Annotated in this window: 21 protein-coding genes; 9 read left to right on the top strand and 12 right to left on the bottom strand. The window is 61.2% G+C overall.

The window, feature by feature from the left end; all coding sequences use genetic code 11:
• Positions 1-103: 103 nt before the first annotated feature.
• The 5 genes from AC0JZ4_RS09545 to AC0JZ4_RS09525 all read right to left on the bottom strand — a co-directional run bounded on the left by AC0JZ4_RS09545 (position 104) and on the right by AC0JZ4_RS09525 (position 6,215).
• A complete protein-coding gene (locus AC0JZ4_RS09545; protein WP_471886149.1) occupies positions 104-682 on the bottom strand; it encodes a sarcosine oxidase subunit gamma in 579 nt (192 codons plus the stop codon).
• Complete coding sequence (locus AC0JZ4_RS09540) at positions 675-3,650, bottom strand: sarcosine oxidase subunit alpha (RefSeq protein ID WP_471886148.1); 2,976 nt, start codon at positions 3,648-3,650, stop codon at positions 675-677. Before AC0JZ4_RS09540 ends, AC0JZ4_RS09545 begins: the two co-directional genes overlap by 8 nt.
• The gene (locus AC0JZ4_RS09535; protein WP_471886147.1) at positions 3,647-4,003 is read right to left on the bottom strand and encodes a sarcosine oxidase subunit delta; all 357 of its coding nucleotides are present in this window, start codon (positions 4,001-4,003) and stop codon (positions 3,647-3,649) included. Before AC0JZ4_RS09535 ends, AC0JZ4_RS09540 begins: the two co-directional genes overlap by 4 nt.
• A gap of 19 nt (positions 4,004-4,022) precedes the next feature.
• Positions 4,023-5,276: a sarcosine oxidase subunit beta family protein gene (locus AC0JZ4_RS09530; protein ID WP_471886146.1), complete on the bottom strand. Its 1,254-nt coding sequence runs from the start codon at positions 5,274-5,276 to the stop codon at positions 4,023-4,025.
• A gap of 213 nt (positions 5,277-5,489) precedes the next feature.
• Entirely contained in the window at positions 5,490-6,215 is a 726-nt protein-coding gene (locus tag AC0JZ4_RS09525) for a hypothetical protein (RefSeq protein ID WP_471886145.1), read from the bottom strand.
• Between the two features lie 384 nt (positions 6,216-6,599).
• Between AC0JZ4_RS09525 and rpsU the strand changes: the two genes are divergently transcribed.
• Entirely contained in the window at positions 6,600-6,827 is a 228-nt protein-coding gene (gene rpsU / locus AC0JZ4_RS09520; protein ID WP_471886144.1) for a 30S ribosomal protein S21, read from the top strand.
• Positions 6,828-6,944: 117 nt separating this feature from the next.
• Complete coding sequence (locus tag AC0JZ4_RS09515; RefSeq protein WP_471886143.1) at positions 6,945-7,835, top strand: tetratricopeptide repeat protein; 891 nt, start codon at positions 6,945-6,947, stop codon at positions 7,833-7,835.
• 88 nt (positions 7,836-7,923) lie between these two features.
• On the opposite strand, the gene AC0JZ4_RS09510 is transcribed toward AC0JZ4_RS09515, so the two are convergent.
• The 4 genes from AC0JZ4_RS09510 to AC0JZ4_RS09495 all read right to left on the bottom strand — a co-directional run bounded on the left by AC0JZ4_RS09510 (position 7,924) and on the right by AC0JZ4_RS09495 (position 12,796).
• Positions 7,924-8,946: an LLM class flavin-dependent oxidoreductase gene (locus AC0JZ4_RS09510; RefSeq protein ID WP_471886142.1), complete on the bottom strand. Its 1,023-nt coding sequence runs from the start codon at positions 8,944-8,946 to the stop codon at positions 7,924-7,926.
• Positions 8,947-9,164: 218 nt separating this feature from the next.
• On the bottom strand, positions 9,165-9,389 hold the full coding sequence (locus AC0JZ4_RS09505; protein ID WP_471886141.1) for an aa3-type cytochrome c oxidase subunit IV: 225 nt from the start codon (positions 9,387-9,389) through the stop codon (positions 9,165-9,167).
• 173 nt (positions 9,390-9,562) lie between these two features.
• Entirely contained in the window at positions 9,563-10,321 is a 759-nt protein-coding gene (locus tag AC0JZ4_RS09500) for an N-acyl amino acid synthase FeeM domain-containing protein (protein WP_471886140.1), read from the bottom strand.
• 153 nt (positions 10,322-10,474) lie between these two features.
• Positions 10,475-12,796, bottom strand: coding sequence for a putative bifunctional diguanylate cyclase/phosphodiesterase (locus tag AC0JZ4_RS09495; RefSeq protein WP_471886139.1), 2,322 nt, complete (start codon positions 12,794-12,796; stop codon positions 10,475-10,477).
• Positions 12,797-13,113: 317 nt separating this feature from the next.
• Here AC0JZ4_RS09495 and AC0JZ4_RS09490 point away from each other — a divergent pair, with 317 nt between their 5' ends.
• Both AC0JZ4_RS09490 and AC0JZ4_RS09485 read left to right on the top strand, forming a co-directional pair.
• Positions 13,114-13,653 (top strand): TRAP transporter small permease subunit, encoded by a 540-nt coding sequence (locus tag AC0JZ4_RS09490; protein ID WP_471886138.1) that lies wholly within the window; start codon positions 13,114-13,116, stop codon positions 13,651-13,653.
• A gap of 18 nt (positions 13,654-13,671) precedes the next feature.
• Positions 13,672-15,183: a TRAP transporter large permease gene (locus AC0JZ4_RS09485; protein ID WP_471886137.1), complete on the top strand. Its 1,512-nt coding sequence runs from the start codon at positions 13,672-13,674 to the stop codon at positions 15,181-15,183.
• A 403-nt stretch (positions 15,184-15,586) separates the two neighbouring features.
• On the opposite strand, the gene AC0JZ4_RS09480 is transcribed toward AC0JZ4_RS09485, so the two are convergent.
• Complete coding sequence (locus AC0JZ4_RS09480; protein WP_471886136.1) at positions 15,587-16,693, bottom strand: TRAP transporter substrate-binding protein; 1,107 nt, start codon at positions 16,691-16,693, stop codon at positions 15,587-15,589.
• A gap of 305 nt (positions 16,694-16,998) precedes the next feature.
• Here AC0JZ4_RS09480 and AC0JZ4_RS09475 point away from each other — a divergent pair, with 305 nt between their 5' ends.
• A complete protein-coding gene (locus AC0JZ4_RS09475) occupies positions 16,999-17,772 on the top strand; it encodes a gamma-glutamyl-gamma-aminobutyrate hydrolase family protein (protein WP_471886135.1) in 774 nt (257 codons plus the stop codon).
• Between the two features lie 12 nt (positions 17,773-17,784).
• Here the strand turns inward: AC0JZ4_RS09475 and AC0JZ4_RS09470 are convergent, their stop codons facing one another.
• Both AC0JZ4_RS09470 and AC0JZ4_RS09465 read right to left on the bottom strand, forming a co-directional pair.
• A complete protein-coding gene (locus tag AC0JZ4_RS09470; RefSeq protein ID WP_471886134.1) occupies positions 17,785-18,822 on the bottom strand; it encodes a LacI family DNA-binding transcriptional regulator in 1,038 nt (345 codons plus the stop codon).
• A 118-nt stretch (positions 18,823-18,940) separates the two neighbouring features.
• Positions 18,941-19,432 carry a MarR family winged helix-turn-helix transcriptional regulator gene (locus tag AC0JZ4_RS09465; protein WP_471886133.1) on the bottom strand — a complete coding sequence of 164 codons (492 nt, stop codon included), beginning with the start codon at positions 19,430-19,432 and terminating at the stop codon, positions 18,941-18,943.
• Between the two features lie 84 nt (positions 19,433-19,516).
• Here AC0JZ4_RS09465 and AC0JZ4_RS09460 point away from each other — a divergent pair, with 84 nt between their 5' ends.
• The 4 genes from AC0JZ4_RS09460 to AC0JZ4_RS09445 all read left to right on the top strand — a co-directional run bounded on the left by AC0JZ4_RS09460 (position 19,517) and on the right by AC0JZ4_RS09445 (position 22,401).
• Positions 19,517-20,308 carry a creatininase family protein gene (locus AC0JZ4_RS09460; RefSeq protein ID WP_471886132.1) on the top strand — a complete coding sequence of 264 codons (792 nt, stop codon included), beginning with the start codon at positions 19,517-19,519 and terminating at the stop codon, positions 20,306-20,308.
• Between the two features lie 68 nt (positions 20,309-20,376).
• Positions 20,377-20,715 (top strand): type II toxin-antitoxin system prevent-host-death family antitoxin, encoded by a 339-nt coding sequence (locus AC0JZ4_RS09455; protein ID WP_471886131.1) that lies wholly within the window; start codon positions 20,377-20,379, stop codon positions 20,713-20,715.
• The gene (locus AC0JZ4_RS09450; RefSeq protein ID WP_471886130.1) at positions 20,712-21,110 is read left to right on the top strand and encodes a type II toxin-antitoxin system VapC family toxin; all 399 of its coding nucleotides are present in this window, start codon (positions 20,712-20,714) and stop codon (positions 21,108-21,110) included. Before AC0JZ4_RS09455 ends, AC0JZ4_RS09450 begins: the two co-directional genes overlap by 4 nt.
• 130 nt (positions 21,111-21,240) lie before the next feature.
• A complete protein-coding gene (locus AC0JZ4_RS09445; RefSeq protein ID WP_471886129.1) occupies positions 21,241-22,401 on the top strand; it encodes a CobW family GTP-binding protein in 1,161 nt (386 codons plus the stop codon).
• The last annotated feature ends 5 nt before the right edge of the window (positions 22,402-22,406 follow it).

Here is a 22,406-nt window from a genome sequence, read left to right as displayed (position 1 = left end):
CGGGAGGGTGCGATATAGACCTCTCGAGTGCAATTAGCCGAAGGTCGAACACTGCCTCGCCCGTCGTTCCCGACGCGAACCGGCTTCTCCCCTGCGGCGTGTTTCAGAGCGCCGCGTCGCGAGCACCTTCCGACAGCAGGCCGAACGCGTAGTCGGAGAACGAGCGCCACACTTCCATGCGAAACGCCTCCTCTGAAGTGCGCAGCAGCACCACCTCCACCTTGCCGAACAGCGTGCGTGTGCAGGCACCGACCGGGAAGACGTCGAGCGAGAGGTCGAGCGCACAACCGGCATTGATCGCATCGGCGGCGCCCGATCCGGAGACGAGGATCGCCGTATTCCGGTGCGAGATATCGGTCGCCGAATGCAGCGCGCCGGAATTGGCGGCCGCCGTCATCAGCCCGCTCTCGCCCTCGTCGATCACCAGCCACTCATCCGGGCCGAGCCACAGCGCCGTGCGGCCGTTAGCATGGGCGGACGTCTTCGGCCTTACCGGCAGATCGACACCGAGCGCGCTCGAAAGAGCTGCGACATCCTCGACGCCGGCCCGCAGCGAGATGCGGGTTGCGGGCGCGGCCGGTTCCAGCCGGACGACAGCAGAACCGCCATGGGTGCCGGAGAGCGGCAGGCTGCGGGTGGCGATCACGACACCAACTCCAGCATCAAGAATTGATTCAACCATTGATCCGGCCTCCTTCCTTGTCGACGAACACCATGTCGGTCACGTCGACTTCGATCACCTTGTCCGCCATCGGCACATAAAGCGTCTGGCCCATTTTCTCGCGCCCACCGGCCACCAGCGCGATCGCGATGGAACGACCGAGTGTCTCCGACCAGTAGGACGAAGTCACATGACCGAGCATTGTCATCGGCTTCGGCTGGTTCGGATCGGCGACGATCTGGCCGCCCTCCTCCAGCACCTCCTTCGGGTCCTTCGTCAGAAGCCCGACGAGCTGCTTGCGGCCGTCGCGGACGAGGTCCGGGCGTTTGAGGCCACGGATGCCGACAAAGTCGGTCTTCTTCTTGGAAACCGCCCAGCCATAACCCGCGTCGTCGGGTGTCACCGTACCGTCCGTATCCTGGCCGACGATGATGTAGCCCTTTTCGGCGCGAAGAACGTGCATGGTCTCGGTGCCGTAAAGGCATGCCCCCATGCCTTGCGCCCGCTGCCAGATCGCCTTCCACACAGCCGGGCCATAGTCAGCCGGCACGTTGACTTCGAAACCGATCTCGCCGGTAAACGACACGCGGAACAGCCGCGCCGGAACGCCCATGAACGTGCACTCTGCGACGCTCATATGCGGGAAGGCCTCGTTGGAGATGTCGAGCCCTTCGACGAAGGGCTCGACGATCTCGCGCGCCTTCGGTCCCTGCACGGCAATTACCGCCCACTGTTCCGTCGTCGAGGTCAGCCAGACCTTCAGATGCGGGAATTCCGTCTGCAGATAGTCTTCCATATGGTTGAGCACGCGCGGCGCGCCGCCGGTCGTCGTCGTCACATGGAACCGGTCTTCCGCCAGACGCCCGACGACGCCGTCATCATAGATGAAGCCGTCCTCACGGGTCATGATGCCGTACCGGCTCTTGCCCGGCTTCAGCGTGTCCCAGGCATTGGTGTAGAGCAGGTTGAGGAATTTGGCCGCATCCGGCCCCACGACCTCGATCTTGCCGAGCGTCGAAGCGTCGAACACGCCGCCCACCTCGCGCACCGTCCGGCACTCACGGTTGACCGCAGCGGCCATATCCTCGCCGCGCTTGGGGAAATACCAGGCGCGCTTCCAGTTGCCGACATCCTCGAACTCTGCGCCTTCCGCAGCTTCCAGAGCATGCATCGGCGTCTTGCGCGCGGGGTCGAACAGGTCTCCGCGCGAGTGGTTGATCAGCGTTCCATAGGTCACCGGCGTGTACGGCGCGCGGAAGGTCGTCAGCCCCACCTGCGGGATCGGCCGGTCGAGCATTTCCGATGCAATCGCCAGACCATGCATGTTGGAAAGCTTGCCCTGATCCGACGCCATGCCATTTGTGGTGAAGCGCTTGATATGCTCGATCGAGTGCATGCCCTCGCGCACCGCAAGGCGGATGTCCTTGGCGGTCACGTCATGCTGGAAATCGACAAAGGCCTTGACCGCATCGTCCGGTCCGGCGCCTTCGCCGGCCCCGATCATGCCGCCCGTCCACTCGAAGCGGTTATCGCCGGAAAGCGCCAGCCGCCCGCCGCCTGCGGTAATCGCCTCGTCGATCAGTTCCGCGAGGTCGTCGGTACCATTGCAGGCGCCGACCGAGATCGAAGCCTGCGCGTAGACATCCGGCACGAACCGCTGGTTCGCCTCGTCGAATTTCAGCTTGCCGCGCGATTGCGAGAACAGATGCACCGACGGCGTCCAGCCGGCGGAAACGATCAGCGCATCGACCTTGATCTTGCGTCGATCGAAATTGCCGTTGCGGGCAACCGTCATCGCATTGATCCGCAACCGTCCCGACGTATCGACGACCGAATGGCCAACGAGCACCGTGATGCCGAGCTTTTGCGCTTCGGTCAGCACCGCCTCGCCCGGCTTGTCGCGGCTATCGACGATAGCCGCGATCGTAACGCCTGCGCGCTTGAGGTCGAAGGCCGCCTCGTAGGCGCTGTCGTGAGCGGTATAGACACCGACATTATGGCCGACGGCAACACCATGATGGTTGATGAAGGTGCGCGCTGCCGAAGCCAGCATGATGCCCGGCCGGTCGTTGTTGGCAAACACCATGTGCCGCTCGATCGAACCGGTGGCGAGAATGGTGCGCTTGGCCCGCACCTGCCACAGCCGCTCGCGCGGCAGATCCTTGCCCGGACGGGGCAAATGGTCGGTGACGCGTTCGACGAGGCCGAGAAAACCGTGATTGTAATAGCCGAACACGGTCGTGCGGGGCAGCACCGTCACATTCGGCATGGCCTTCAGCTTTGCGGCCGCGCCCTGTGCCCAGTCATAGCCGTTCTCGCCGCCGATCGTCGTCGACACATCGTGGTGCAGCGCCCCACCGACTTCCGGCTGTTCGTCGACCAGAATGACCTTCCTGCCGGTCGCGGCCGCCGACAGCGCCGCCGTCAGCCCGGCGATACCGGCACCCGCGATCAGCACGTCGCAATGAACATATCGGCTGGCATAGTGGTCGGGATCGTCTTCTGTCGGCGCAACGCCGAGGCCGGCGGCGCGACGGATGATCGGCTCATAGATCTTGTGCCACGCTTCACGCGGCCACATGAAGGTCTTGTAGTAGAAACCGGCAGCGAAGAACGGCGACAGTGCGTCGTTGAAGGCGCCGATATCGTATTTCAGCGATGGCCAGCGGTTCTGCGAGGTGATCTTCGCCCCGTCGAACACTTCCTGCACGGTGGCGCGCACATTCGGCTGGCGGCGGGCCGCATCGCGCGACACGTCGAGCAACGCATTCGGCTCCTCCGGGCCAGCCGACAGAACGCCGCGCGGACGGTGATACTTGAACGAACGGCCGAGAAGATGCACGCCATGCGCCAGAAGCGCCGACGCGACGCTATCGCCTTCCAGCGCTGTATAGCTCTTGCCGTCGAAGGTGAAACGGGCGGTGCGGGCAGGCGTAAGGCGACCGGCACCCTTGATGCGAAATGCACCGGAATTGGAGGATGCGCTCATCGTGCGTCTCCTTCCGTTGCTTCCCACGTCTCGACGACGTTCTCCCCGGCCATTGCTTCGGACTTTGCCTCGCTCGGGATCGGTTGTTTCGGAAGGCCTGCCTTGTAGGTCATCAGGAACCTGTCACTCACGGTATCACGCGCTGCATTGAAGAAGCGGCCGCAGCCATGGATATGCCGCCACCGTTCATAGGTGAGGCCCTTTTCGTTGTTGCGCAGGAAGAAGAATTCCGCGAACTCTTCGTCGGAAATCGCCACGATATTTTCAGGCCGGGCGATATGCGCCTCGCCGGCCCAACGGAATTCCAGTTCCGAGCGGTCTTCCTCGCAATAGGGGCAGTGGATCAAAAGCATCTGGTCTATCCCCTGTTCATCAATGCGCGACGGCGGCAGCAGCCGCTTCGTCGATCAGGCGGCCGGTGCGGAACCGGTCGAGCGTCAGGCCGGCAGCCAGCTTGTGCGGCTCGCCCTTGGCGATCAGATGCGCAAACAGGTTGGCAGAACCCGGCGTCGCCTTGAAGCCGCCCGTACCCCAGCCGCAATTGACGAACAGCCCCGGCACCGGTGTCACCCCCTGGATCGGCGAACGGTCCGGCGTGTTGTCGGTAATGCCGCCCCACTGGCGCATCATCTTGACGCGCCGGAAGATCGGGAACAGTTCACAGATGGCGTCCAGCGTATGGGTGATGATCTGCAAGCCACCGGTCTGGCTGTAGGAATTGTACTGGTCGGTACCGGCGCCGATCACCAGCTCACCCTTGTCGGACTGCGAGATATAGGCATGCACCGTGTTGGACATCACCACGCAGGGGAAGATCGGCTTGAGCGGCTCCGATACCAGCGCCTGCAACGGGTTGGAATGCAGCGGCACGCGTACGCCCGCCATTTCCATCACGACGGAGGAATGGCCGGCCGCCGACACGCCGATCTTCTTTGCGCCGATGAAACCCTTGGAGGTTTCGACACCCTGAACCTCGCCACTCGGCCCGCGACGGATGCCGGTGACCTCGCAGTTCTGGATGATGTGCACGCCGCGGTCAGCGGCAGCGCGCGCATACCCCCAGGCGACCGCGTCATGACGCGCCGTGCCGCCGCGACGCTGCAGGGCGGCGCCATTGATCGGATAGCGCGCCGTCTTTGAAATATCGAGGACAGGAACGAAGGCCTTGGCCTCTTCCGGCGTCATCCACTCGTTGTCGATGCCGTAAAGCCGGTTGGCATTGATATGCCGCTTGAACGACTGCTGGTCATGCACATTGTGCGACAGCATCATCACGCCGCGCGGCGAATACATCGTATTGTAGTTGAGATCCTGGCTCAGGCCTTCCCACAGTTTGAGGGAATGCTCGTAGATGTCCATGCTCTCTTCATAGAGATAGTTGGAGCGGATGATGGTGGTGTTGCGGCCGGTATTGCCGCCGCCAAGCCAGCCCTTCTCGATCACCGCGATATTGGTGATGCCATGCTCCTTGGCGAGGTAATACGCAGCGCCCAGACCATGTCCGCCGGCGCCGACGATGATGACATCGTAAGACGAGCGCGGCTCGGGCGACGTCCACTGCGCCTCCCAGCCTTTGTGGGCGCGCATTGCCTCTCGGGCGATGGCGAAAACCGAATATTTGCGCATCGCGCACCTCTTCCTTGCTCGGCCTCTTTCACCGCCGGCGCAAACACCGGCAGGCTCCATGACCATCTGGGTAGTGCTATACCCATCGCAAATCAATATGCGCCGCAATGGCCATATTGCGACGCATCGGAAGATTGTTTCGACACGAGACGAAAGAGCGACGATCGGCCTCGGCGGGCTTCGACGGCAGCGGGTCGCGAGCGGGAAGAAGACCTAACGCTTGACCTGCCCGGCCGCTCCCGCAACCGGACTGCCGCCTGCCCCGCCCTCGTCGCCCGGCTTTGTCGTCACCGCTGGATTGATCCTCACGACCGGCGGCCCGCCAGAACGACGCAGCACGGCCCGCAGCACCTCGGAGCAGAACTGCTGCGTCAGCAACGAATTGGACGAATAGGCGGAAGCGCCGTTGCGCGTGCCGTCATGCCCGCTGATGCAGGCGACCGTCATGGCCGACATGGCGGCATGCGGACCGGACGCGGGCACGGCGCTCGCCCCTTGCCGCCCGACGAGGCCGAGCAGCAGATTGCCGTACTGGCTCAGAATGATCGCATAGGCATCCTTGCCGATAATGCCGTTGGCGTAACTCTGGCAGGCCGTGTAGAGACCGTCGCGCAGGGCCAGCACCGCCTCGGCTCGCCCCTCGCCCTCCAGCACATATTCCGACGTGACCACGTCGACCGTAGCGGACGAGCGCGTGCTGCCGGCCGGAGCCTTGACATCGAGCTTTCTCGTCGAGCCGAACGCCACGGCATAATCCGGGCTAGGCTCGCTGCACACGACATTCGGATAGGCAGATTGCCGCCTTTCCGTCACCAGCCTCAGGTTCGCGCCGCTGACGACACCCTTCGTCTCGCCGAACTGTACCGGTTTGACATCCATATTCGGCGAGCACCCGATCAGGCACAACACCACGCTCATGCACATCGTTTTTTTGAACATGCTTCGCCCCTCGGCTGGCAAGGCCAGCGTCCCCTTGATGATGCGTTGAATTGACATGCGAATTTCAGGGCGCCCGGACGCAACCATAATCTGCATCAGCATCTCTCAAAATGCCACTTATGGTAATTTATTTTTCATCAGCACACGAAATGCTATAGTCCCGTGCGAGCCGCGAACCCGGCGGGGCGAGCAGGCATGCTTCGCCAGCATCTGTGGGCTGCAGCCGATTTTCGCACTTACCCTGGAGAGTCATCTGGACTTCCCCGGACTCATCTGTTAAGTGCCACTCCAATCGCACGGTCCAAGGCCGGGCATAACTATTTTCTTCGCCTCGAATTCAGACGATTCCTGCGCGAGTAACGAACCAAAGGAACGGGATTTCACGTGCAGGTACTAGTCCGCGACAACAACGTTGATCAGGCTCTCCGCGCTCTCAAGAAGAAGCTGCAGCGCGAAGGTGTTTTCCGCGAAATGAAGATGCGCGAAAGCTATGAGAAGCCTTCGGAAAAGCGCGTTCGCGAGAAGGCTGAAGCTGTTCGTCGCGTTCGCAAGCTGGCTCGCAAGCGCATGCAGCGCGAAGGCCTGCTTCCGGGTGCGCGCACCAGCCGTTAATCGGCCGTCTTTTCGACGCTTTTATGTGATTTGAGAGCGGGGGCGACTTGGGCGCCGCCGCTTTTTTCATTGCTCCGAGTCGACGAGACTCAATGCCGATACGAGGATCTGCGCCTGATGGTCGCCAAGACTGCTGCTGCCACCGATGAAATCATCGCCTCCCCCTCTTCGCTGACGACCGCCTTCCGCTCCAGGAAGCTTCTGGCGATCGCCCTTATCGGCATGGCGACATTGGCGGGATGCGCGACCGGCCCGACGACGACGGACCTCATCCGCGTCGACCGCGCCCAGGGGTCGGAAGAAAACATCGCGTCGCTCTCGGCTGTCATCCAGGCAAATCCGCAGGATCCCGAAGGCTATAACAGCCGCGGCTCGGCTTACGGCCGTGCTGGCGAGTTCAAGCGCGCCGTCGACGATTTCAATCGCGCCCTGCAGCTCAACCCGCAATTCTATCAGGCATATGCCAACCGCGCGCTCGTCTATCGCAACATGGGCAGGCCGGTAGAGGCCGCCAACGATTACAATCGCGCCATCCAGATCAACTCGAGCTATGACGTCGCCTATATCGGCCGCGGCAATATCTATCGCCAGGCCGGCCGCAACGATGAGGCGTTCAACGATTTCAACCGCGCCATCCAGCTCGACACGACCGATGGTCGCGCCTATCACAACCGTGGCCTGATCTATCAGGTCCGCGGCCAGCACGCGCAGGCGATCGAGGATTTCTCCAAGGCGATCTCGCTGTCCTCCAGCTCGCCGGAACCCTATAACGGTCGTGGCATTTCCTATGTGGCACTGAACGACGACGACAACGCGTTTGCCGATTTCAACCATGCGATCGAGTTGAACGACCGGATTGCCGAATCCTGGGCAAACCAGGCACTGGTCTATGAGCGCCGCGGCGATCGCGCCCGTGCCAACAAGTCCTATTCGCACGCCGTTCGCCTCGACCCCAATTACAAGCCGGCCGTCGACGGCGCCGCCCGCACCCGCGGCGGCAGCGCGTAAGGACGACACGAGATCCGAACGAAGAAGGCCCCGTCAGCATCACCACTGACGGGGCCTTTTCTTTGGCAATGATTGCGACGATGAACGCTCAGCGCCAGCCGAGCGCCGGCGCGACATGCTTGAGGATCGCCTCGATCACATGGGCATTGTATTCGACGCCCAGCTGGTTCGGCACGGTCAAGAGCAGCGTATCGGCCTCGGCAACCGCCTCGTCCTGGCGCAACTGCTCGATCAGCACATCCGGCTCAGCCGCATAGGAGCGGCCGAAGATCGCCCGCGTATTCTCGTCGATGAAGCCGATCGAATCGTCCTCTTTGCCACCGCCGCCGAAATACATCCGGTCGCGGTCGTCGACGAGCGCGAAGATCGAGCGGCTGACCGAGACGCGTGGCTCACGCGCATGGCCGGCCTCCTTCCAGGCGTTGCGGTAGGCGCGGATCTGCTTGGCCTGCTGGATATGGAAGGCCTCGCCGGTCTCGTCGTCCTTGAGCGTCGAGCTTTGCAGGTTCATGCCCTTCTGGGCCGCCCAGATAGCCGTCGCGTTCGAGCCGGCACCCCACCAGATGCGCTCGCGCAGGCCTTCCGAATGTGGCTCCAGCCTTAGCAGGCCGGGCGGATTCGGGAACATCGGCCGCGGATTGGGCTTGGCGAAGCCCTGCCCTTTCAGAACGTCGAGAAACACCTCCGCATGGCGGCGCCCCATATCGGCGTCGGTCTTGCCCTCTTCCGGCTCGTAGCCGAAATAGCGCCAGCCATCGATGACCTGTTCCGGCGAGCCGCGACTGATACCGAGCTGCAGGCGGCCACCGGATATAAGGTCGGCGGCACCGGCGTCTTCCGCCATGTAGAGCGGGTTCTCGTAGCGCATGTCGATGACGCCGGTACCGATCTCGATCTTCGACGTCTTGGCGCCGACGGCGGCCAGAAGCGGAAATGGCGCAGCATGCTGGCGGGCAAAATGGTGCACGCGGAAATAGGCGCCGTCCGCCCCCAGTTCCTCGGCGGCAACGGCTAGGTCGATGGACTGCAGCAGCGTGTCGCTGGCCGACCGCGTCTGCGACTGCGGCGACGGCGACCAATGGCCGAACGAAAGAAAACCGATCTTCTTCATGGGATCACTCCGACTTAAAGCATGTGAAAACGATGTTGACGCTTACATGGCATGTCGGAGGCGGTTTCGTTAGTGCGCAACGGCTGCGATTGCCGCGACGCATTGTTCACCGATCGTGAACGATCAAGTGCAGTCGTATTCTTTGGATGGAATAAACCGGCGAAAACGCAACAGTTCAAACGCCGCAAGCCCAGCCTGCTGCTGCGCCGCCGAAAGCCTCAGCGCAAGAGAACCACGCCGGCGATATTGAGGACGATGAAGACAATCAGCCCGCCGAGCAGGCCCGCACCGCCAAAGAAGCCGGCCGCCATGGCGATCATCAGCACCACGAGGGACATCGTCCCCCATTTGGCCCCTGCGAGAAAGAGCGAGTAGGTCTGCTCATGCTGTGCATAATCCATCGATGCACCGGTCTCGACCGCTCCGCCGTGATGATCGTCCATCAAGCCCTCTCCCTGATCGTCTATGCCGTTATGGCTGCATCATGTCCGGCTCCCTCCGCACATGATCCGTCACCGGACATACTAAAAGCCCGACGCACGAAAGCTGACATAAAGGCAGCGCAAGTGCAATCCGTCTCGTCGGGACGGCACCGCAAAGGCGATCTGGGCTTGCTCTATTGAAGGAAGGCCATTTCCGGCGATGACGGGCGGCGCGCGATCCGCGCCGTCGGCAGCACCGTCAATGCTGGCGAACGAGCCTGATCGGCGTCGCCGAACATCAATCGCCGCTCATAGGCCTCCGACTGGAAGAGCGGGAACCGCCGCATCAACTGCGGCCTGACTTCCCTCACCCGCGAGGCAAGCAGGGTCAGCTCGAAGCCATACATGGTCGCAAGCGTTGAAGGCACCACGGTATCGGCGAGGAAAACGCGCTTGTAGAAGGCCGCATGCGGCGGACGGATGTGCTGCAGCACCAGATCCGTATCGAAATGAATGGCCGCCATGATCGTCGGCCTGAGCGTGATATAGGGAATGGTCGGCAATTCGCCGACGATATCCGGATCGACCGCGAAGCGGGCCGGATCGATCAGCGTCATGCCGGCGTCGAGGAACCCGTTCACCGCATCCGGAAAGACACCGGAGGATTGCCCGATCCGATGATCCGGCGTGACGTGGTGCACGCGGATCGTCGCGATCAGCTCCTCGTAGTGGAAGATGCCGTAGACATAGGCATGGCTGTCGAAGTCCACCGCGTCCAGCATGCTGCTGGCGCCGACCGGCAGCACGTTCTGGGCCTTGTAGGCCTTGTAGCGCAGCCGCGCGATATCCTCGAAATCCTCATGCCCCTGCACGCGCCGATACTCGATATGATCGAGTGCGGAAAGAAGCTTCTCTGAAAAAGCATTGTCTGAAAAGTTTTGAACTACCGACATCCGAGCCACCCATTGCCGTTAATCGATGATTAACCCTGAAATGGGCGGAGGCCGCAATGATGCGAGATGTGATTAACAGACTTTTAAAACTTATGGTTAACAAAGGGTTAATCGGATTATTTTAGCACAGGCTGTAATTCGCGCGGATTTTCGTTAGCCCGTCGTACCGTAAGCCTTGGCCTCGGCGCCCTTGTCGCGACGGTTGCGGCGACCGGTGATCCTGCGGCCGGGATTTGTCTTGGCGGCAAGCTCGACGAGCGCATTGGCGGGGATCGGCGGCGAGAAGATGTAGCCCTGGATCAGGTCGGCAAGATTGTGCTTCTTGATCAGTTCGAGCTGCTCGAACGTCTCGACCCCCTCGACGACGATCCTCAGGTTGAGTTCGCGCGACAGGTGGACGATGCCGCTCAGAAGCTTGAGGCGGCGCGGCTCGGTGCCGATATCGCGAACGAAGGCGCGGTCGATCTTGACCACGTCGATCGGCAGCGAATCGAGATAGCTGAGGCTGGAAAACCCGGTTCCGAAATCGTCGATGGCGATCGTCACCCCGATGGCACGCAGCTTGTTGAGCGTCGCGCTGACGGCCACCGGCTCATCCATGAAGCAGCTTTCGGTGACCTCCAGATGCAGCCGCTTCGGGTCTAGCCCGTGCCGCTCCAGCGTCTCGGTGACGAGCGATACGATCTGACCGGCCCGCAAATCGTGGATCGACAGGTTGACGGACACCGCCATCTCTCCCGGCCAAGAGGCGCAGTCCAGGCAGGCATTGTCCAGCACGATCCGGGTGATGTCGGTAATCAGCCCCATGTTCTCGGCCATGGGTATGAAGATGTTCGGCCCGATGAAGCCGCGTTCCGGGTGACGCCAGCGCACGAGTGCCTCGCAGCACTCCATCTCAACGCCGTCGGGGCGATACATCGGCTGATAGACGACTGTAAGGTCACCCTGCTCGACCGCATTGCGCAGATCGGCCTTGAGGTTCTGCTCCGCGATATAGCGGGCATTCATTTCCGGGCGGAACATGGTCAGCGTGCCGTTTCCGACCGCCTTGGCATCGTTGAGCGCGAGATGCGCCTTGGTCTGCCAGGCATCCATATCGAAATCCTGCGCCCGCAGGATGACGCCGCCGCCATTCATGACGATCGACAGGTCGGCACGTTCCACCCGGTAGCTACCTTCGATGGCGCTCTCGATGGCGGCGATTTCGCCTTCCAGCTTCCGGCGGTCGCAGCCTTCGACCAGAACCACGAACTCGTCGCCGACCAGACGGCCGGCCAGCACGCTCATGCTGGTCATGCGCGAAAGCCTCCCGGCAATCGCCGCAAGCAGCTTGTCGCCCACGACATGCCCCTGCATGTCGTTGACATGCTTGAAGCCGTCGACGTCGAAGATCACCAGGCCCGCCAGCATATCCGGTCCGGCATCGGTCAGCCGCCGTGCTGCAAGCTCGGCAAAGTAGCCGCGCATCGGCAAGCCGGTCAGGTCGTCGAAGCGAACCATGTGCAGGATCTTCTGCTCGGCGACCACGCGCGCGCTGACATCCTCGAACAGCATGACAACGCCGCCGTCTGCCCGGCGGCTGAGGGAGAATTCGAGATAGACGCCATCCTTCAGATCCAGAAGCCGCTTTCCCGCCTGCCCGGCGGAAAGCTTGCCGATCCGCTCCAGGATATCGTCCGAAAGCGCCTGCCCGCTTCGGCGCAGCACGGCAGTGAAATCGGTGCCCTTCAGCTCCGCTGCATCGGGAAGATCGAGAAGTTCGCAGGCACGCCGGTTGAGCACCTGCACTCGGCCATCCGGGTCAAGCATGACGAGCGCGTGCGTCATCGTGGTTAAGGCGATATCGAACTGTTCGGCGATCGTCGCCATTTCGCGTGACGCCATGACGTTGTCATAGAGGAATTCGCGCACTCCAGTCGCCATCGATTGCGTCGTCAGCCCGAAAGGAATGAGCAACAGCGACATCAGCGCCAGATAGAGATTGCCGGTGAATACGCAGGCCAGCACCAGCGGCAGGCAGCAGCCGATCGTCTGCAAGGCAACCGCGCGGGCAGAGCCGTAATTCCTGCCGACGATGGAAACCATCGACGCCATGGTGACCGAAATGCACATGAAGGCCGCAGCCATGTCGCGCAGCACGAACACGGCATAGGCGCTGCCGACACCCAGCATCAGGGCCGTCGCCGCCGCTCCGTGCACATAGCGGGTTTCCCAGCCCTCGATTTCCTTCTTGGAAAGCAGACTGTGGTCGACCATGTCGAACCGGCGGAACCAATAGATGCGATAGGCGAAGATCGACAGGAAAATGCCGATGAGCCCGAGATAGAAGACCGCGCCCGTTGTCGCAAAAATCAGCGCACAGGAGAGGATGTGAACAACCATGCCGGTCCACAGTGTTCCACGATTTTTGAACAGCGATTCGACAAACGGCAGATATAACTCTGTCGGCAGCGATTTCGCTTCCAGGTCCTTCATCGGGTCTCATTCCCATGGGTTTGCCGTCACCTTGGAGAAAACCCTTTAAGAATTGATTGTTGTCGGTTCTCCCCCTCGATTTGCGGGGGTGATTTGTTTCAACGTGTTCAACGAAGGGTAAAGGAAGCCCGAGGCAATCGAAGCGCCTTGGCCCGCGCCGAAAATCTCGCGCCAGACGCGCGAAACTGTGGGAAACAACCGGTTTCTTCGCAACCGGACGGCTGGGCGGCCTCACCGTCTTTTCTTTCCTTAGACCATCGTTTACATCGCAAACGCAGAACAGGCGGGATAAAAGGACCTGTTGGGAGTGGGAAAGTATGACGCTGCTATTGCGATTTAGCGGTCTTGTTGACCGTGTGAGCGAAATTCTTGGAAAGTTTTCCGGTTATCTTGTGCTTGCCTGCTGCCTCATCAGCGCCGGCAATGCGCTCATTCGCTATATGTTCAACCACAGTTCCAATGGATGGCTGGAGATACAATGGTATCTCTTCGCCTTCATCGTGCTGATCGGCGCCTCGCATACCCTGCGCCTCAACGAGCACGTCCGCGTCGACCTGATCTATGGCGCGGTATCGGATCGCAAGCGGCTCTGGATCGACGCGATCGGGCTTGTCGTCTTTCTCATCCCCGCCTGCCTTTATCTGGCCTGGCTGGCCTGGCCATTTTTCTCGCTTTCATGGCAGCAGGGCGAGACGTCGTCCAATGCCGGCGGACTGATCCGCTGGCCGGTCAAGCTCATTATCGTCTCCGGCTTCCTCCTGCTCGCCTTGCAGGGTGTCTCCGAGCTGATCAAGCGGATCGCGGGGCTAACCGGCACGCTCGAGGTCGATACGACCTACGAAAAGCCGCTGCAATAATCGGGGGAGACCAGCACCATGTTCGCATTCGGCGTTATGCCTCCCGCCATGTTCCTCGGCATGATCATCTTCATGCTCTATGGCTTTCCCGTGGCCTTCTCGCTGTCGGCGGTCGGCCTGTTCTTCGGCCTGCTCGGCATCTTCACCGGGCATTTCGAATTTGCCTTCATGCAGGCGCTGCCATTGCGCATCTTCGGCATCGTGTCGAACGACCTTTTGCTCGCCATTCCCTTCTTCACCTTCATGGGCGCGATCCTGGAACGCTGCGGCCTGGCTGAAGACCTGCTCGAAGGAACCGGGAAACTGTTCGGCGCCGTTCCCGGCGGCCTCGCCTACGCGGTGATCATCGTCGGCGCCATTCTTGGCGCCATCACCGGCACGGTTGCCGCCTCGGTCATCACCATGGGCGTGATCTCGCTGCCGATCATGCTGAAATACGGCTATAATCCGCGGCTCGCGACAGGCGTCATCGCCGCGTCGGGCACGATCACCCAGGTCATTCCCCCCTCGCTGGTCCTCATCGTCCTCGCCGACCAGCTCGGCCGTTCCGTCGGCGACATGTATCTCGGCGCGATCGGTCCCTCGATCCTGCAGGTGCTGATCTTCCTCGCCTTCATCCTGGCGCTGTCGATCCTCCGCCCTAAGGACGTGCCGGCCCTGCCGCCGGAAGCCCGCGGCGAACTGAACCGCGCGCTCGTGCTGAAGGTCCTGTGGGGCATGATCCCCTCGATCGTGCTGATCTTTCTCGTTCTCGGCACACTGTTCATGGGCCTTGCCACCCCGACGGAAGCCGGTGCGCTCGGCGTCGTCGGCGCCATGGTTCTGGCCGCATTGCATCGCCGCCTCACCTGGGATCTCATCCGCCAGGCCATGCATTCGACGATGACGATCACCTCCATGGTGGTATTCATCCTCGTCGGCGCCACCTGCTTCAGCCTCGTCTTCCAGGGCATGGATGGCGGCCTGTGGATCGAGCATCTCCTGTCTCACATTCCGGGCGGCGCGACGGGCTTCCTGATCTTCGTCAACATCTTCGTCTTCTTCCTGGCCTTCTTCCTCGATTTCTTCGAGATCGCCTTCATCGTCCTGCCGCTTCTGGCGCCGGTGGCCGAATCTCTGGGCATCGATCTGATCTGGTTCGGCGTGCTTCTCTGCGTCAACATGCAGACGGCCTTCATGCACCCGCCCTTCGGCTTCGCCCTCTTCTACCTGCGCTCGATCGCGCCGAAGACGGTCAAGACGCGCGACATCTATCTCGGTGCGATCCCGTGGCTCTGCATGCAGCTGATCCTCGTCGGCATCCTCATCTTCTGGCCGGAATCCGTCACCTACTGGCTGGACAAGGCGCCGGATGTCGATCTCGACACGATCAAGATCGAGGTCCCCGGCTTCGGCTCGGGCCTGGGCAATGACGGCGGCGGAATGCCGAATTTCGGCCTGCCGCCGATGGATGGTGCGCCGGCACAGCCGGGCAACGCCCCCGATCAGCCGGCCATGCCGAACCTCAACGAGCCGCCGAAGTTCAACTGACAAGGGTCCTGCGCTTGTCAGTCGGTCGACTGAAGCGTATATTTGGAGTGAGGGCAGAGTTGGAGCTCTGCCCTCTTTTGTTATCTAGCCAAGAAGATTAACCGGATAGACAGTGACCAGCCGATCCGGTTTTTCCTGACTGACAACGCAATGCTCAGTGGTTTCCACATCGCACTACCTCCAGGTCGGGAGCAAGGCTTTTGCCTAAGTCGGTGAAGCCCGTCTTCACCGATGCTCCGGCTGGTCTCGGAGCGTGCTGCTTCTGCAATCGAACGCAATCACGACAAACCATGGGTTGATTTTGTCGAGTTGCCCGAAATACGGCCGAGCGCCATCGGAGCAGGAAAAAAGCCCCGAACGAATGTCCGGGGCTTTAAGCAAATTCTGTGGTCTTCGCTAGCGACTACAGCTTGCCGTTACGCTGCTGGATCATCATGAACGTGTCGAACGTGTATTCCGACAGCTGCATCCACAGATAGCCTTCCTTCTTGAAGGCCACCTGATCCTCATAGATCTTCTTGAAGTCGGCATTCGTGCCGGAGATCTCCTTGTAGACCTCCATCGACGCATTGTAGCAGGCTTCGAGAATTTCCTGGCTGAACGGCCGAAGCGTCGTACCCTGCGAAACGATCTGCTTGATCGCTGTCGGGTTCTTCAGGTCGTATTTCGCCATCATGTTCGTATTGGCGAAAGCGCAGGCATCGGCCAGAACCGTCTGGTAGGCCTTCGGCAGGCTGTTCCACTTTTCGAGGTTCATCATCGCGTGGATGGCAAGCCCTCCCTCCCAGAAGGCAGGGTAATAGTAGTATTTCGCCACCTTGTGGAAGCCGAGCTTGTAGTCGTCATAGGGGCCGATCCATTCGGCCGCATCGATCGTACCTTTTTCCAGCGCCGGATAAATGTCACCGCCGGCAATCTGCTGCGGCACGGCGCCGAGCTTTTCGAGCACCCGGCCGGCAATGCCGGCGATGCGCATCTTGACGCCCTTGAAGTCGTCGACCGTGTTGATTTCCTTGCGGAACCAGCCGCCCATCTGCGCCCCAGTATTGCCCGCCGGAAGACCGTAGACGTTATGCTTGGCGAAGAACTCGTTCATCAGCGTATTGCCGTTGCCCTGATAGAACCAGGCATTGGTCAACCGGGCATTGAGACCGAAGGGGATGGCGCTGCCGATTGCAAACGTCGGGTCCTTGCCGACGAAATAATAGGAGCAGGTATGCGCCATCTCGACCGTGCCGTTGGTCACCGCGTCGAGCGCCTGCAGGCCGGGCACGATTTCGCCGGCTGCGAATGGCTGAATGGTGAAATTGCCGTCCGTTGCTGCCGCCACATGCTTTGCCACGTCATCCGCACCGCCATAGATCGTGTCGAGCGACTTCGGAAACGACGAGGTCAGGCGCCAGGTGATCTTCGGGTTCGATTGCGCGATGGCAGGTGCGGCAAGGCCGCCGGCGGCCAGGGCGCCTGCTCCGGTTGCCGCAGCCTTCTTGAAAAATTGACGACGATCCATGAATATCCTCCCGCTCATGATCGACTTCCGGCCCGTCCTCCACGTAACCGGATATACTTGAAGGTAAACATGTCGGCTTTCCGCTTGCAAGCGAGCCCCATGCTAAACCATGGCTTGAATCGGCTCTGTCGCCTTAGACTTTCGTCTGCATGACGGCGTTTTCGGATTATGACTTGTTTTCAGAAGGATATGCTCATTCCTTAGGCATCACTTGTGAACGCCTGATAGGCTGGCGCGGCTTGACTAACGGCTGCCGCTGGCTTCAAAACATCTTCCAGTCTCTGTCGCACTGATCCGGATCCGTCATGCAAAAAACCATCGTCGCCGTACCCGCCGATATCCGCGAATTCGAGGGCTACACCTGGCATGCCTCGCCCGATCAGTACGTATCGGCGGCGCTGAAGGTGGCCAATGCGATGAGCTTCATTGTGCCGGCCTTTCAGGAGGGCAACGATATCGACGCCATTCTCGACCGCGTCGATGGCGTGCTGATCACAGGCGCCGTCAGCAACGTGCACCCTTCGCTCTACGGCAGGCAGGCCACCGATGCGGACGGCCCTTTCGACCATCGCCGCGACGCCACCTCGCTTCCCTTGATCCGCCGCGCCATCGAGCGCGGTATCCCGCTTCTCGCCATCTGCCGCGGCATCCAGGAACTGAACGTCGCGCTCGGCGGCACGCTGGCAAGCGAGATCCAGGACCAGCCCGGCAACTGGGATCACCGCTCGCCCGAAGCGACGAACCGCGACGAGAAATTCGCCATCCGCCAGCCGGTCATCGTCGAGGAAGGTTCCTGCATCGCCCGCTACCTCGGCAATGCCGGCGCCATCCAGGTCAACTCGCTGCATCGCCAGGCAATCTCCGACATAGCGCCGCGCCTGCAGGCGGAAGCGCGTGCCGAAGACGGCACGGTCGAGGCTGTCTCCGTCATCGATGCGAAGAATTTCGCCGTCGGCGTGCAGTGGCACCCGGAATACTGGGCCGAGACCGATGCGCCGTCGCGCGCGCTGTTTGAAGCCTTCGGCGATGCCGTGCGCGCCTATGCGACGCGCAGGACGGCGACCACTGCTGCAGCCTGACCAAATGGAAAATCAGGCCTTGGCGAGGTCGCGCAGCGGCTTGTAGGGCGAGGTCGACTGGCGGATACGCATTTCCGGCTTGATCAGGTGCAGCCCGTCAGGCTCATGGCTGCCGGCCAGCCGGTCGAGCAACGCTCGCGCAGCCAGCCTGCCCACATCCGCCTGCTGGTTCGATACCGTCGTCAGCGACGGTGTCGAGATCGATGCCTGTTCGAGGTCGTCATAACCCGTAACCGAAATATCCTGCCCCGGAATGAGGCCTGCACGGGCAATGCCGTTCATCAGGCCGATGGCGACAAGGTCGTTCCAGCAAACGGCCGCCGTCGGCTTCTGCGGTAGCGACAGGAAGTTGACCGCTGCCTCGAATCCGCCCTGCATGGTGCGCGGTCCGGGAATGCGCAGGCTCGGATCGACTTCGATATTCGCCTTGCGCAGCGCATCCACATATCCCTGATAGCGATCGCGGCCGGTCGAGGTCTGGTCGGTACCGCCGATCATCGCGATGACCCGGTGGCCCAGCCCGATCAGGTGGTTGGTGGCAAGCGAAATGCCGTAGCTGTCGTCGCCGCGATAGGTCGGCAGATCGACGCCGTCCATCGTACGGGCAACCAGCACCGCCGGCATGCCGTTCTGTTCGGCAAGCTTGATATCCTCGATCGGCGTGCCGATTGCCGGCGACATGATCACACCATCGCCGCCGAGCTGCAGCAGCGTCTCGATGAAGGTGCGCTGCTTCTCGACCGAGTCGTAATGGTTGGAGAGAATGAAGGTGTGGCTGGAGCGATCGAGTTCGCTTTCGATTGCCTTCAGGATTTCACCGTAGAACGGGTTCATCACGTCATGCACGACGACGCCGATAATCCCGGATCGCGAGGTGCGAAGGCTGGCGGCGCGGCGATTGTAGATATAGCCGAGCGCCCGCGCCTGTTCCTTGATCTTCTCACGCGTATCGGCGGCAACGAGCGGGCTGTCGCGCAACGCAAGCGAGATCGTCGCCGTCGAAAGCCCTAAACTGTCCGCGATCGTCGACAGCTTCACCTTTTGCGCCATGTCCCCCACCCCGTTTGTGCAAGCGGCCGATTTAAACTTCGGCCTCGTAGAATTAAATTTTAAATAAACAATTTAATTCACAGCGACAATAGGGCAAGGGTGGATGCGCTGATGCGCCCTAATCGTCCGTTTCGGGCTGAAGATTGTTCTCCACGGCACGCAGCAGCTTCAGCAGCGTGCGAACCTCCTTTTCGGAAAACCCCTGTACGGCCAGCGCACCGCAATCGGCGACCGACTGGCCGATCGATTCGACGCTGCGCAATCCGTTTTCGGTCAGGTGAACCTTGGTCAGCCGCCCGTCATGGCCATCCGCCCGTCGTTCGACGAAGCCCTGCGCCTCCATGCGACCGATCGTGCGCGTCATCGTCGGCGCCTTGACCCCGAGCCGCGTCGCAAGCTGGCCGGGCGTCTGCCCGTCATCGTCCGAAAGCGCCAGAATGACGCCGTCCTGGCCGGCATAAAGCCCGCTTTCGGACAGGTTACGGCTGAGCGCCGTGCGCACCGACCGTGCGGCCTGGATGATCGCCGGAGCAAGATCAGCCGCCGAAAGTGCGGCAAGTTCCTTCTTCTTGCCGGATTTCGATTTCTTCTCGCCCTTTTTCTTGCTCATCATCCCTGCCCGCTTTGCCTCGTGAAGGTGATCACTATAGTTGGGTGCGCGCTATCCATAACCAAACCCGGAAACCATCGCCAGATGCAGCACCCCCGTCCTCGCTTTTGTGACAATGATCTAACGCTTGCGTCCACAGAAAGACGCAACTGGATCGCCGTTCTTCCGCTTGGCGCCCACGAGCAGCATGGCCCGCACCTGCCGTTCGACACGGATACGCTGATAGCCAAGGGGTTGGTGGAGCGACTGATTCCCGCCCTGCCAGAAACATTGCCCGTCACATTCTTAGCCGTCGAACCGGTCGGCTATTCGATCGAGCACATGGATGTTGCCGGCACGCGCAGCCTCTCCTTCGACGAAGCCGTCAATCGCTGGCTCGCCATTGCCGAAGACCTCAGCCGCCAGGGCATCCGCAAATTCGTCATGCTCAACGCCCATGGCGGCAACGCGCCGCTGATGACCATCGTTGCAACAGAGGCACGCGTTCGCTTCGGCATGCTGGCAGTGGCGACGAGCTGGACCCGCTTCGGCCAGCCGCAGGGCTGGATCGCGCCGCAAGACAAGGCGATCGACATCCATGGCGGCGACATCGAAACCTCCGTCATGCTGGCCCTCTGGCCGGAGAAGGTGGACATGGGCAAGGCGGAAACCTTCACTTCGCGGCAGACCGATTTCGCCCGCGACTTCACTCACCTGCGCGCCTATGGCCCGCACGCCTTCGGCTGGAAGATGTCCGACCTCAACGAAAAGGGCGTCGCCGGCAACGCGGCAGCAGCGACAGCGGAACGCGGTGAAGCGCTAGTCGCGCATGCGGTTCAGGGGATCGTGGAGTTGCTGAAGGATGTGGCACGGTTTGATGTGGGCGGCCTGAGGTAATCGCACTTGTCTCGTTGATCTGCCTGCCGCATAATTCCAACCGGTTGATCGCCATACGGAGGCGAGACATGCGCATATCTGTTGCCGAAGCTGAAGGCCAGCTCGCAGAGTTGATGAAACGCGCCGAGCAGGGCGAGGAGGTGCTGCTGACCCAACCGGGCTTGCCGCCGGTGAGGCTTGAGATCGTGCGATCAGCGGTGAGAGAATCGCATCAGCCGTATGATGCTGCTGCGGAACTGCAGAAGCTTGCACCGATGCAGGCTGGACGCCGCATCTTGAGTGCCGACGAAAAACTGGAAGTGTTCAGGGAAATTCGACGACGGTCGACTGAAATACGCGCATTCTATGAGACCGATGCCGCGCGCAGCCAGGACTTTCTCTACGACGAGTTCGGCCTGCCCAAATGATCGTCATAGACTCGTCGGCAATTATCGCGATTGCTGCCGGCGAACCCGTTGCACGTCGATGCGAAGCGATCCTGGTGAATGAAGCCACCGTCCTGATTTCGGCAGGCACCTTGACCGAGGTCCTGATCGTCGCCGCTCGACGGCAGCTTATAGCCGAAGTCGGCGAACTTCTTGATAGTATCGTCACGCAGACGGTGGATGTCACGCCCGTTCGCGCCCATCTTGCTGCCACGGCCTACGCCCGATGGGGCAAAGGCTTCCATAAGGCTGCACTCAATTTTGGCGACTGTTTCGCCTACGCCACGGCAAGGGAGTTCGATTGCCCCCTCCTCTATGTAGGCGACGATTTCACCCAAACCGATGTGATACCGGCCATTCAGGCAACCTCACCCTGACGTGACTTTATAACATCGAAACCCTTTGAACTCGTCCGGCCTTGCCCTTATATGGAGCGGACAAATTTTGGCGCCCTGGGAATTTCTGCGGGATCACCCTTGGCGCACAGCTAACCTTCGAGGTTCCCCAATGACCGACCAGACCACCGAAGCTCAGGCAGCAAAGCCTATTCCCGTCACCGTGCTGACCGGCTATCTCGGCGCCGGCAAGACGACGCTTTTGAACCGCATCCTCTCTGAAAGCCACGGCAAGAAATACGCCGTCATCGTCAACGAGTTCGGCGAGATCGGCATCGACAACGACCTGATCGTCGAATCGGACGAAGAAATCTACGAGATGAACAACGGCTGCGTCTGCTGCACCGTGCGCGGCGACCTGATCCGTGTCGTCGAAGGCCTGATGCGCCGCCCCGGCCGCTTCGACGGCATCATCGTCGAGACCACCGGCCTTGCCGATCCGGTCCCGGTTGCCCAGACCTTCTTCATGGATGACGATGTCCGGGCCAAGACGGAACTCGACGCCGTCGTCGCCCTTGTCGATGCCAAGCATCTGCCGCTGCGCCTGAAGGACAGCCGCGAGGCGGAAGACCAGATCGCCTTTGCCGATGTCATCGTCATCAACAAGACCGACCTAGTTACGGTCGAGGAACTCTCCGTCATCGAGGAGATCGTCCGCGCCATCAACCCGACGGCTCGCATCCACAAGACCAACCGTTCGCGCGTCGATCTTTCGGCCGTCCTCAACCAGGGCGCTTTCAACCTCGAGCGCGCGCTCGAAAACGATCCGCACTTCCTCGAACACGGTCACGACGATCACGTCTGCGGCCCGGATTGCGATCACGACCATCATCATCATGGACATGATCATGGGCACCATCATCACGACCACACCTGCGGTCCCGACTGCGGCCACGATCATCACCACCATGACCACGGACATCACCACCCTTCGCCCGCAGCCGTTGCTGCCATCCATGACCTGACGGTCAAGTCGATCTCGCTGCGCGGCGGTGAAATGAACCCGGATCGCTTCTTCCCCTGGATCCAGAAGATCACCCAGACGGAAGGCCCTAACATCCTTCGCCTCAAGGGCATCATCGCGTTTGCCGGCGATGCGGAGCGCTATGTCGTCCAGGGCGTCCACATGATCGTCGAAGGCGATCACCAGCGCCCGTGGAAGGACGGCGAGAAGCGCGAAAGCCGCCTCGTCTTCATCGGCCGCAACCTCGACTTCGACAAGATCGAGAAGAGCTTCCTCGCCTGCCAGGCAACCGCAGCAGTTCCGGCCTGAGCCAG

The sequence above is a fragment of the [Rhizobium] kunmingense genome, assembly GCF_977018605.1.
The sequence above is the reverse complement of the archived record's forward strand: the minus strand, read 5'-3'. Positions and strand labels throughout refer to the sequence as shown.

Excerpts from the sequence above, each read along its gene's own strand:
- AC0JZ4_RS09545 (WP_471886149.1), bottom strand. The coding sequence starts at position 682 with ATGGTTGAATCAATTCTTGATGCTGGAGTTGGTGTCGTGATCGCCACC.
- AC0JZ4_RS09540 (WP_471886148.1), bottom strand. The coding sequence starts at position 3,650 with ATGAGCGCATCCTCCAATTCCGGTGCATTTCGCATCAAGGGTGCCGGT.
- AC0JZ4_RS09535 (WP_471886147.1), bottom strand. The coding sequence starts at position 4,003 with ATGCTTTTGATCCACTGCCCCTATTGCGAGGAAGACCGCTCGGAACTG.
- AC0JZ4_RS09530 (WP_471886146.1), bottom strand. The coding sequence starts at position 5,276 with ATGCGCAAATATTCGGTTTTCGCCATCGCCCGAGAGGCAATGCGCGCC.
- AC0JZ4_RS09525 (WP_471886145.1), bottom strand. The coding sequence starts at position 6,215 with ATGTTCAAAAAAACGATGTGCATGAGCGTGGTGTTGTGCCTGATCGGG.
- AC0JZ4_RS09515 (WP_471886143.1), top strand. The coding sequence starts at position 6,945 with ATGGTCGCCAAGACTGCTGCTGCCACCGATGAAATCATCGCCTCCCCC.
- AC0JZ4_RS09510 (WP_471886142.1), bottom strand. The coding sequence starts at position 8,946 with ATGAAGAAGATCGGTTTTCTTTCGTTCGGCCATTGGTCGCCGTCGCCG.
- AC0JZ4_RS09505 (WP_471886141.1), bottom strand. The coding sequence starts at position 9,389 with ATGGACGATCATCACGGCGGAGCGGTCGAGACCGGTGCATCGATGGAT.
- AC0JZ4_RS09500 (WP_471886140.1), bottom strand. The coding sequence starts at position 10,321 with ATGTCGGTAGTTCAAAACTTTTCAGACAATGCTTTTTCAGAGAAGCTT.
- AC0JZ4_RS09495 (WP_471886139.1), bottom strand. The coding sequence starts at position 12,796 with ATGAAGGACCTGGAAGCGAAATCGCTGCCGACAGAGTTATATCTGCCG.
- AC0JZ4_RS09490 (WP_471886138.1), top strand. The coding sequence starts at position 13,114 with ATGACGCTGCTATTGCGATTTAGCGGTCTTGTTGACCGTGTGAGCGAA.
- AC0JZ4_RS09485 (WP_471886137.1), top strand. The coding sequence starts at position 13,672 with ATGTTCGCATTCGGCGTTATGCCTCCCGCCATGTTCCTCGGCATGATC.
- AC0JZ4_RS09480 (WP_471886136.1), bottom strand. The coding sequence starts at position 16,693 with ATGGATCGTCGTCAATTTTTCAAGAAGGCTGCGGCAACCGGAGCAGGC.
- AC0JZ4_RS09475 (WP_471886135.1), top strand. The coding sequence starts at position 16,999 with ATGCAAAAAACCATCGTCGCCGTACCCGCCGATATCCGCGAATTCGAG.
- AC0JZ4_RS09470 (WP_471886134.1), bottom strand. The coding sequence starts at position 18,822 with ATGGCGCAAAAGGTGAAGCTGTCGACGATCGCGGACAGTTTAGGGCTT.
- AC0JZ4_RS09465 (WP_471886133.1), bottom strand. The coding sequence starts at position 19,432 with ATGAGCAAGAAAAAGGGCGAGAAGAAATCGAAATCCGGCAAGAAGAAG.
- AC0JZ4_RS09460 (WP_471886132.1), top strand. The coding sequence starts at position 19,517 with ATGCAGCACCCCCGTCCTCGCTTTTGTGACAATGATCTAACGCTTGCG.
- AC0JZ4_RS09455 (WP_471886131.1), top strand. The coding sequence starts at position 20,377 with ATGCGCATATCTGTTGCCGAAGCTGAAGGCCAGCTCGCAGAGTTGATG.
- AC0JZ4_RS09450 (WP_471886130.1), top strand. The coding sequence starts at position 20,712 with ATGATCGTCATAGACTCGTCGGCAATTATCGCGATTGCTGCCGGCGAA.
- AC0JZ4_RS09445 (WP_471886129.1), top strand. The coding sequence starts at position 21,241 with ATGACCGACCAGACCACCGAAGCTCAGGCAGCAAAGCCTATTCCCGTC.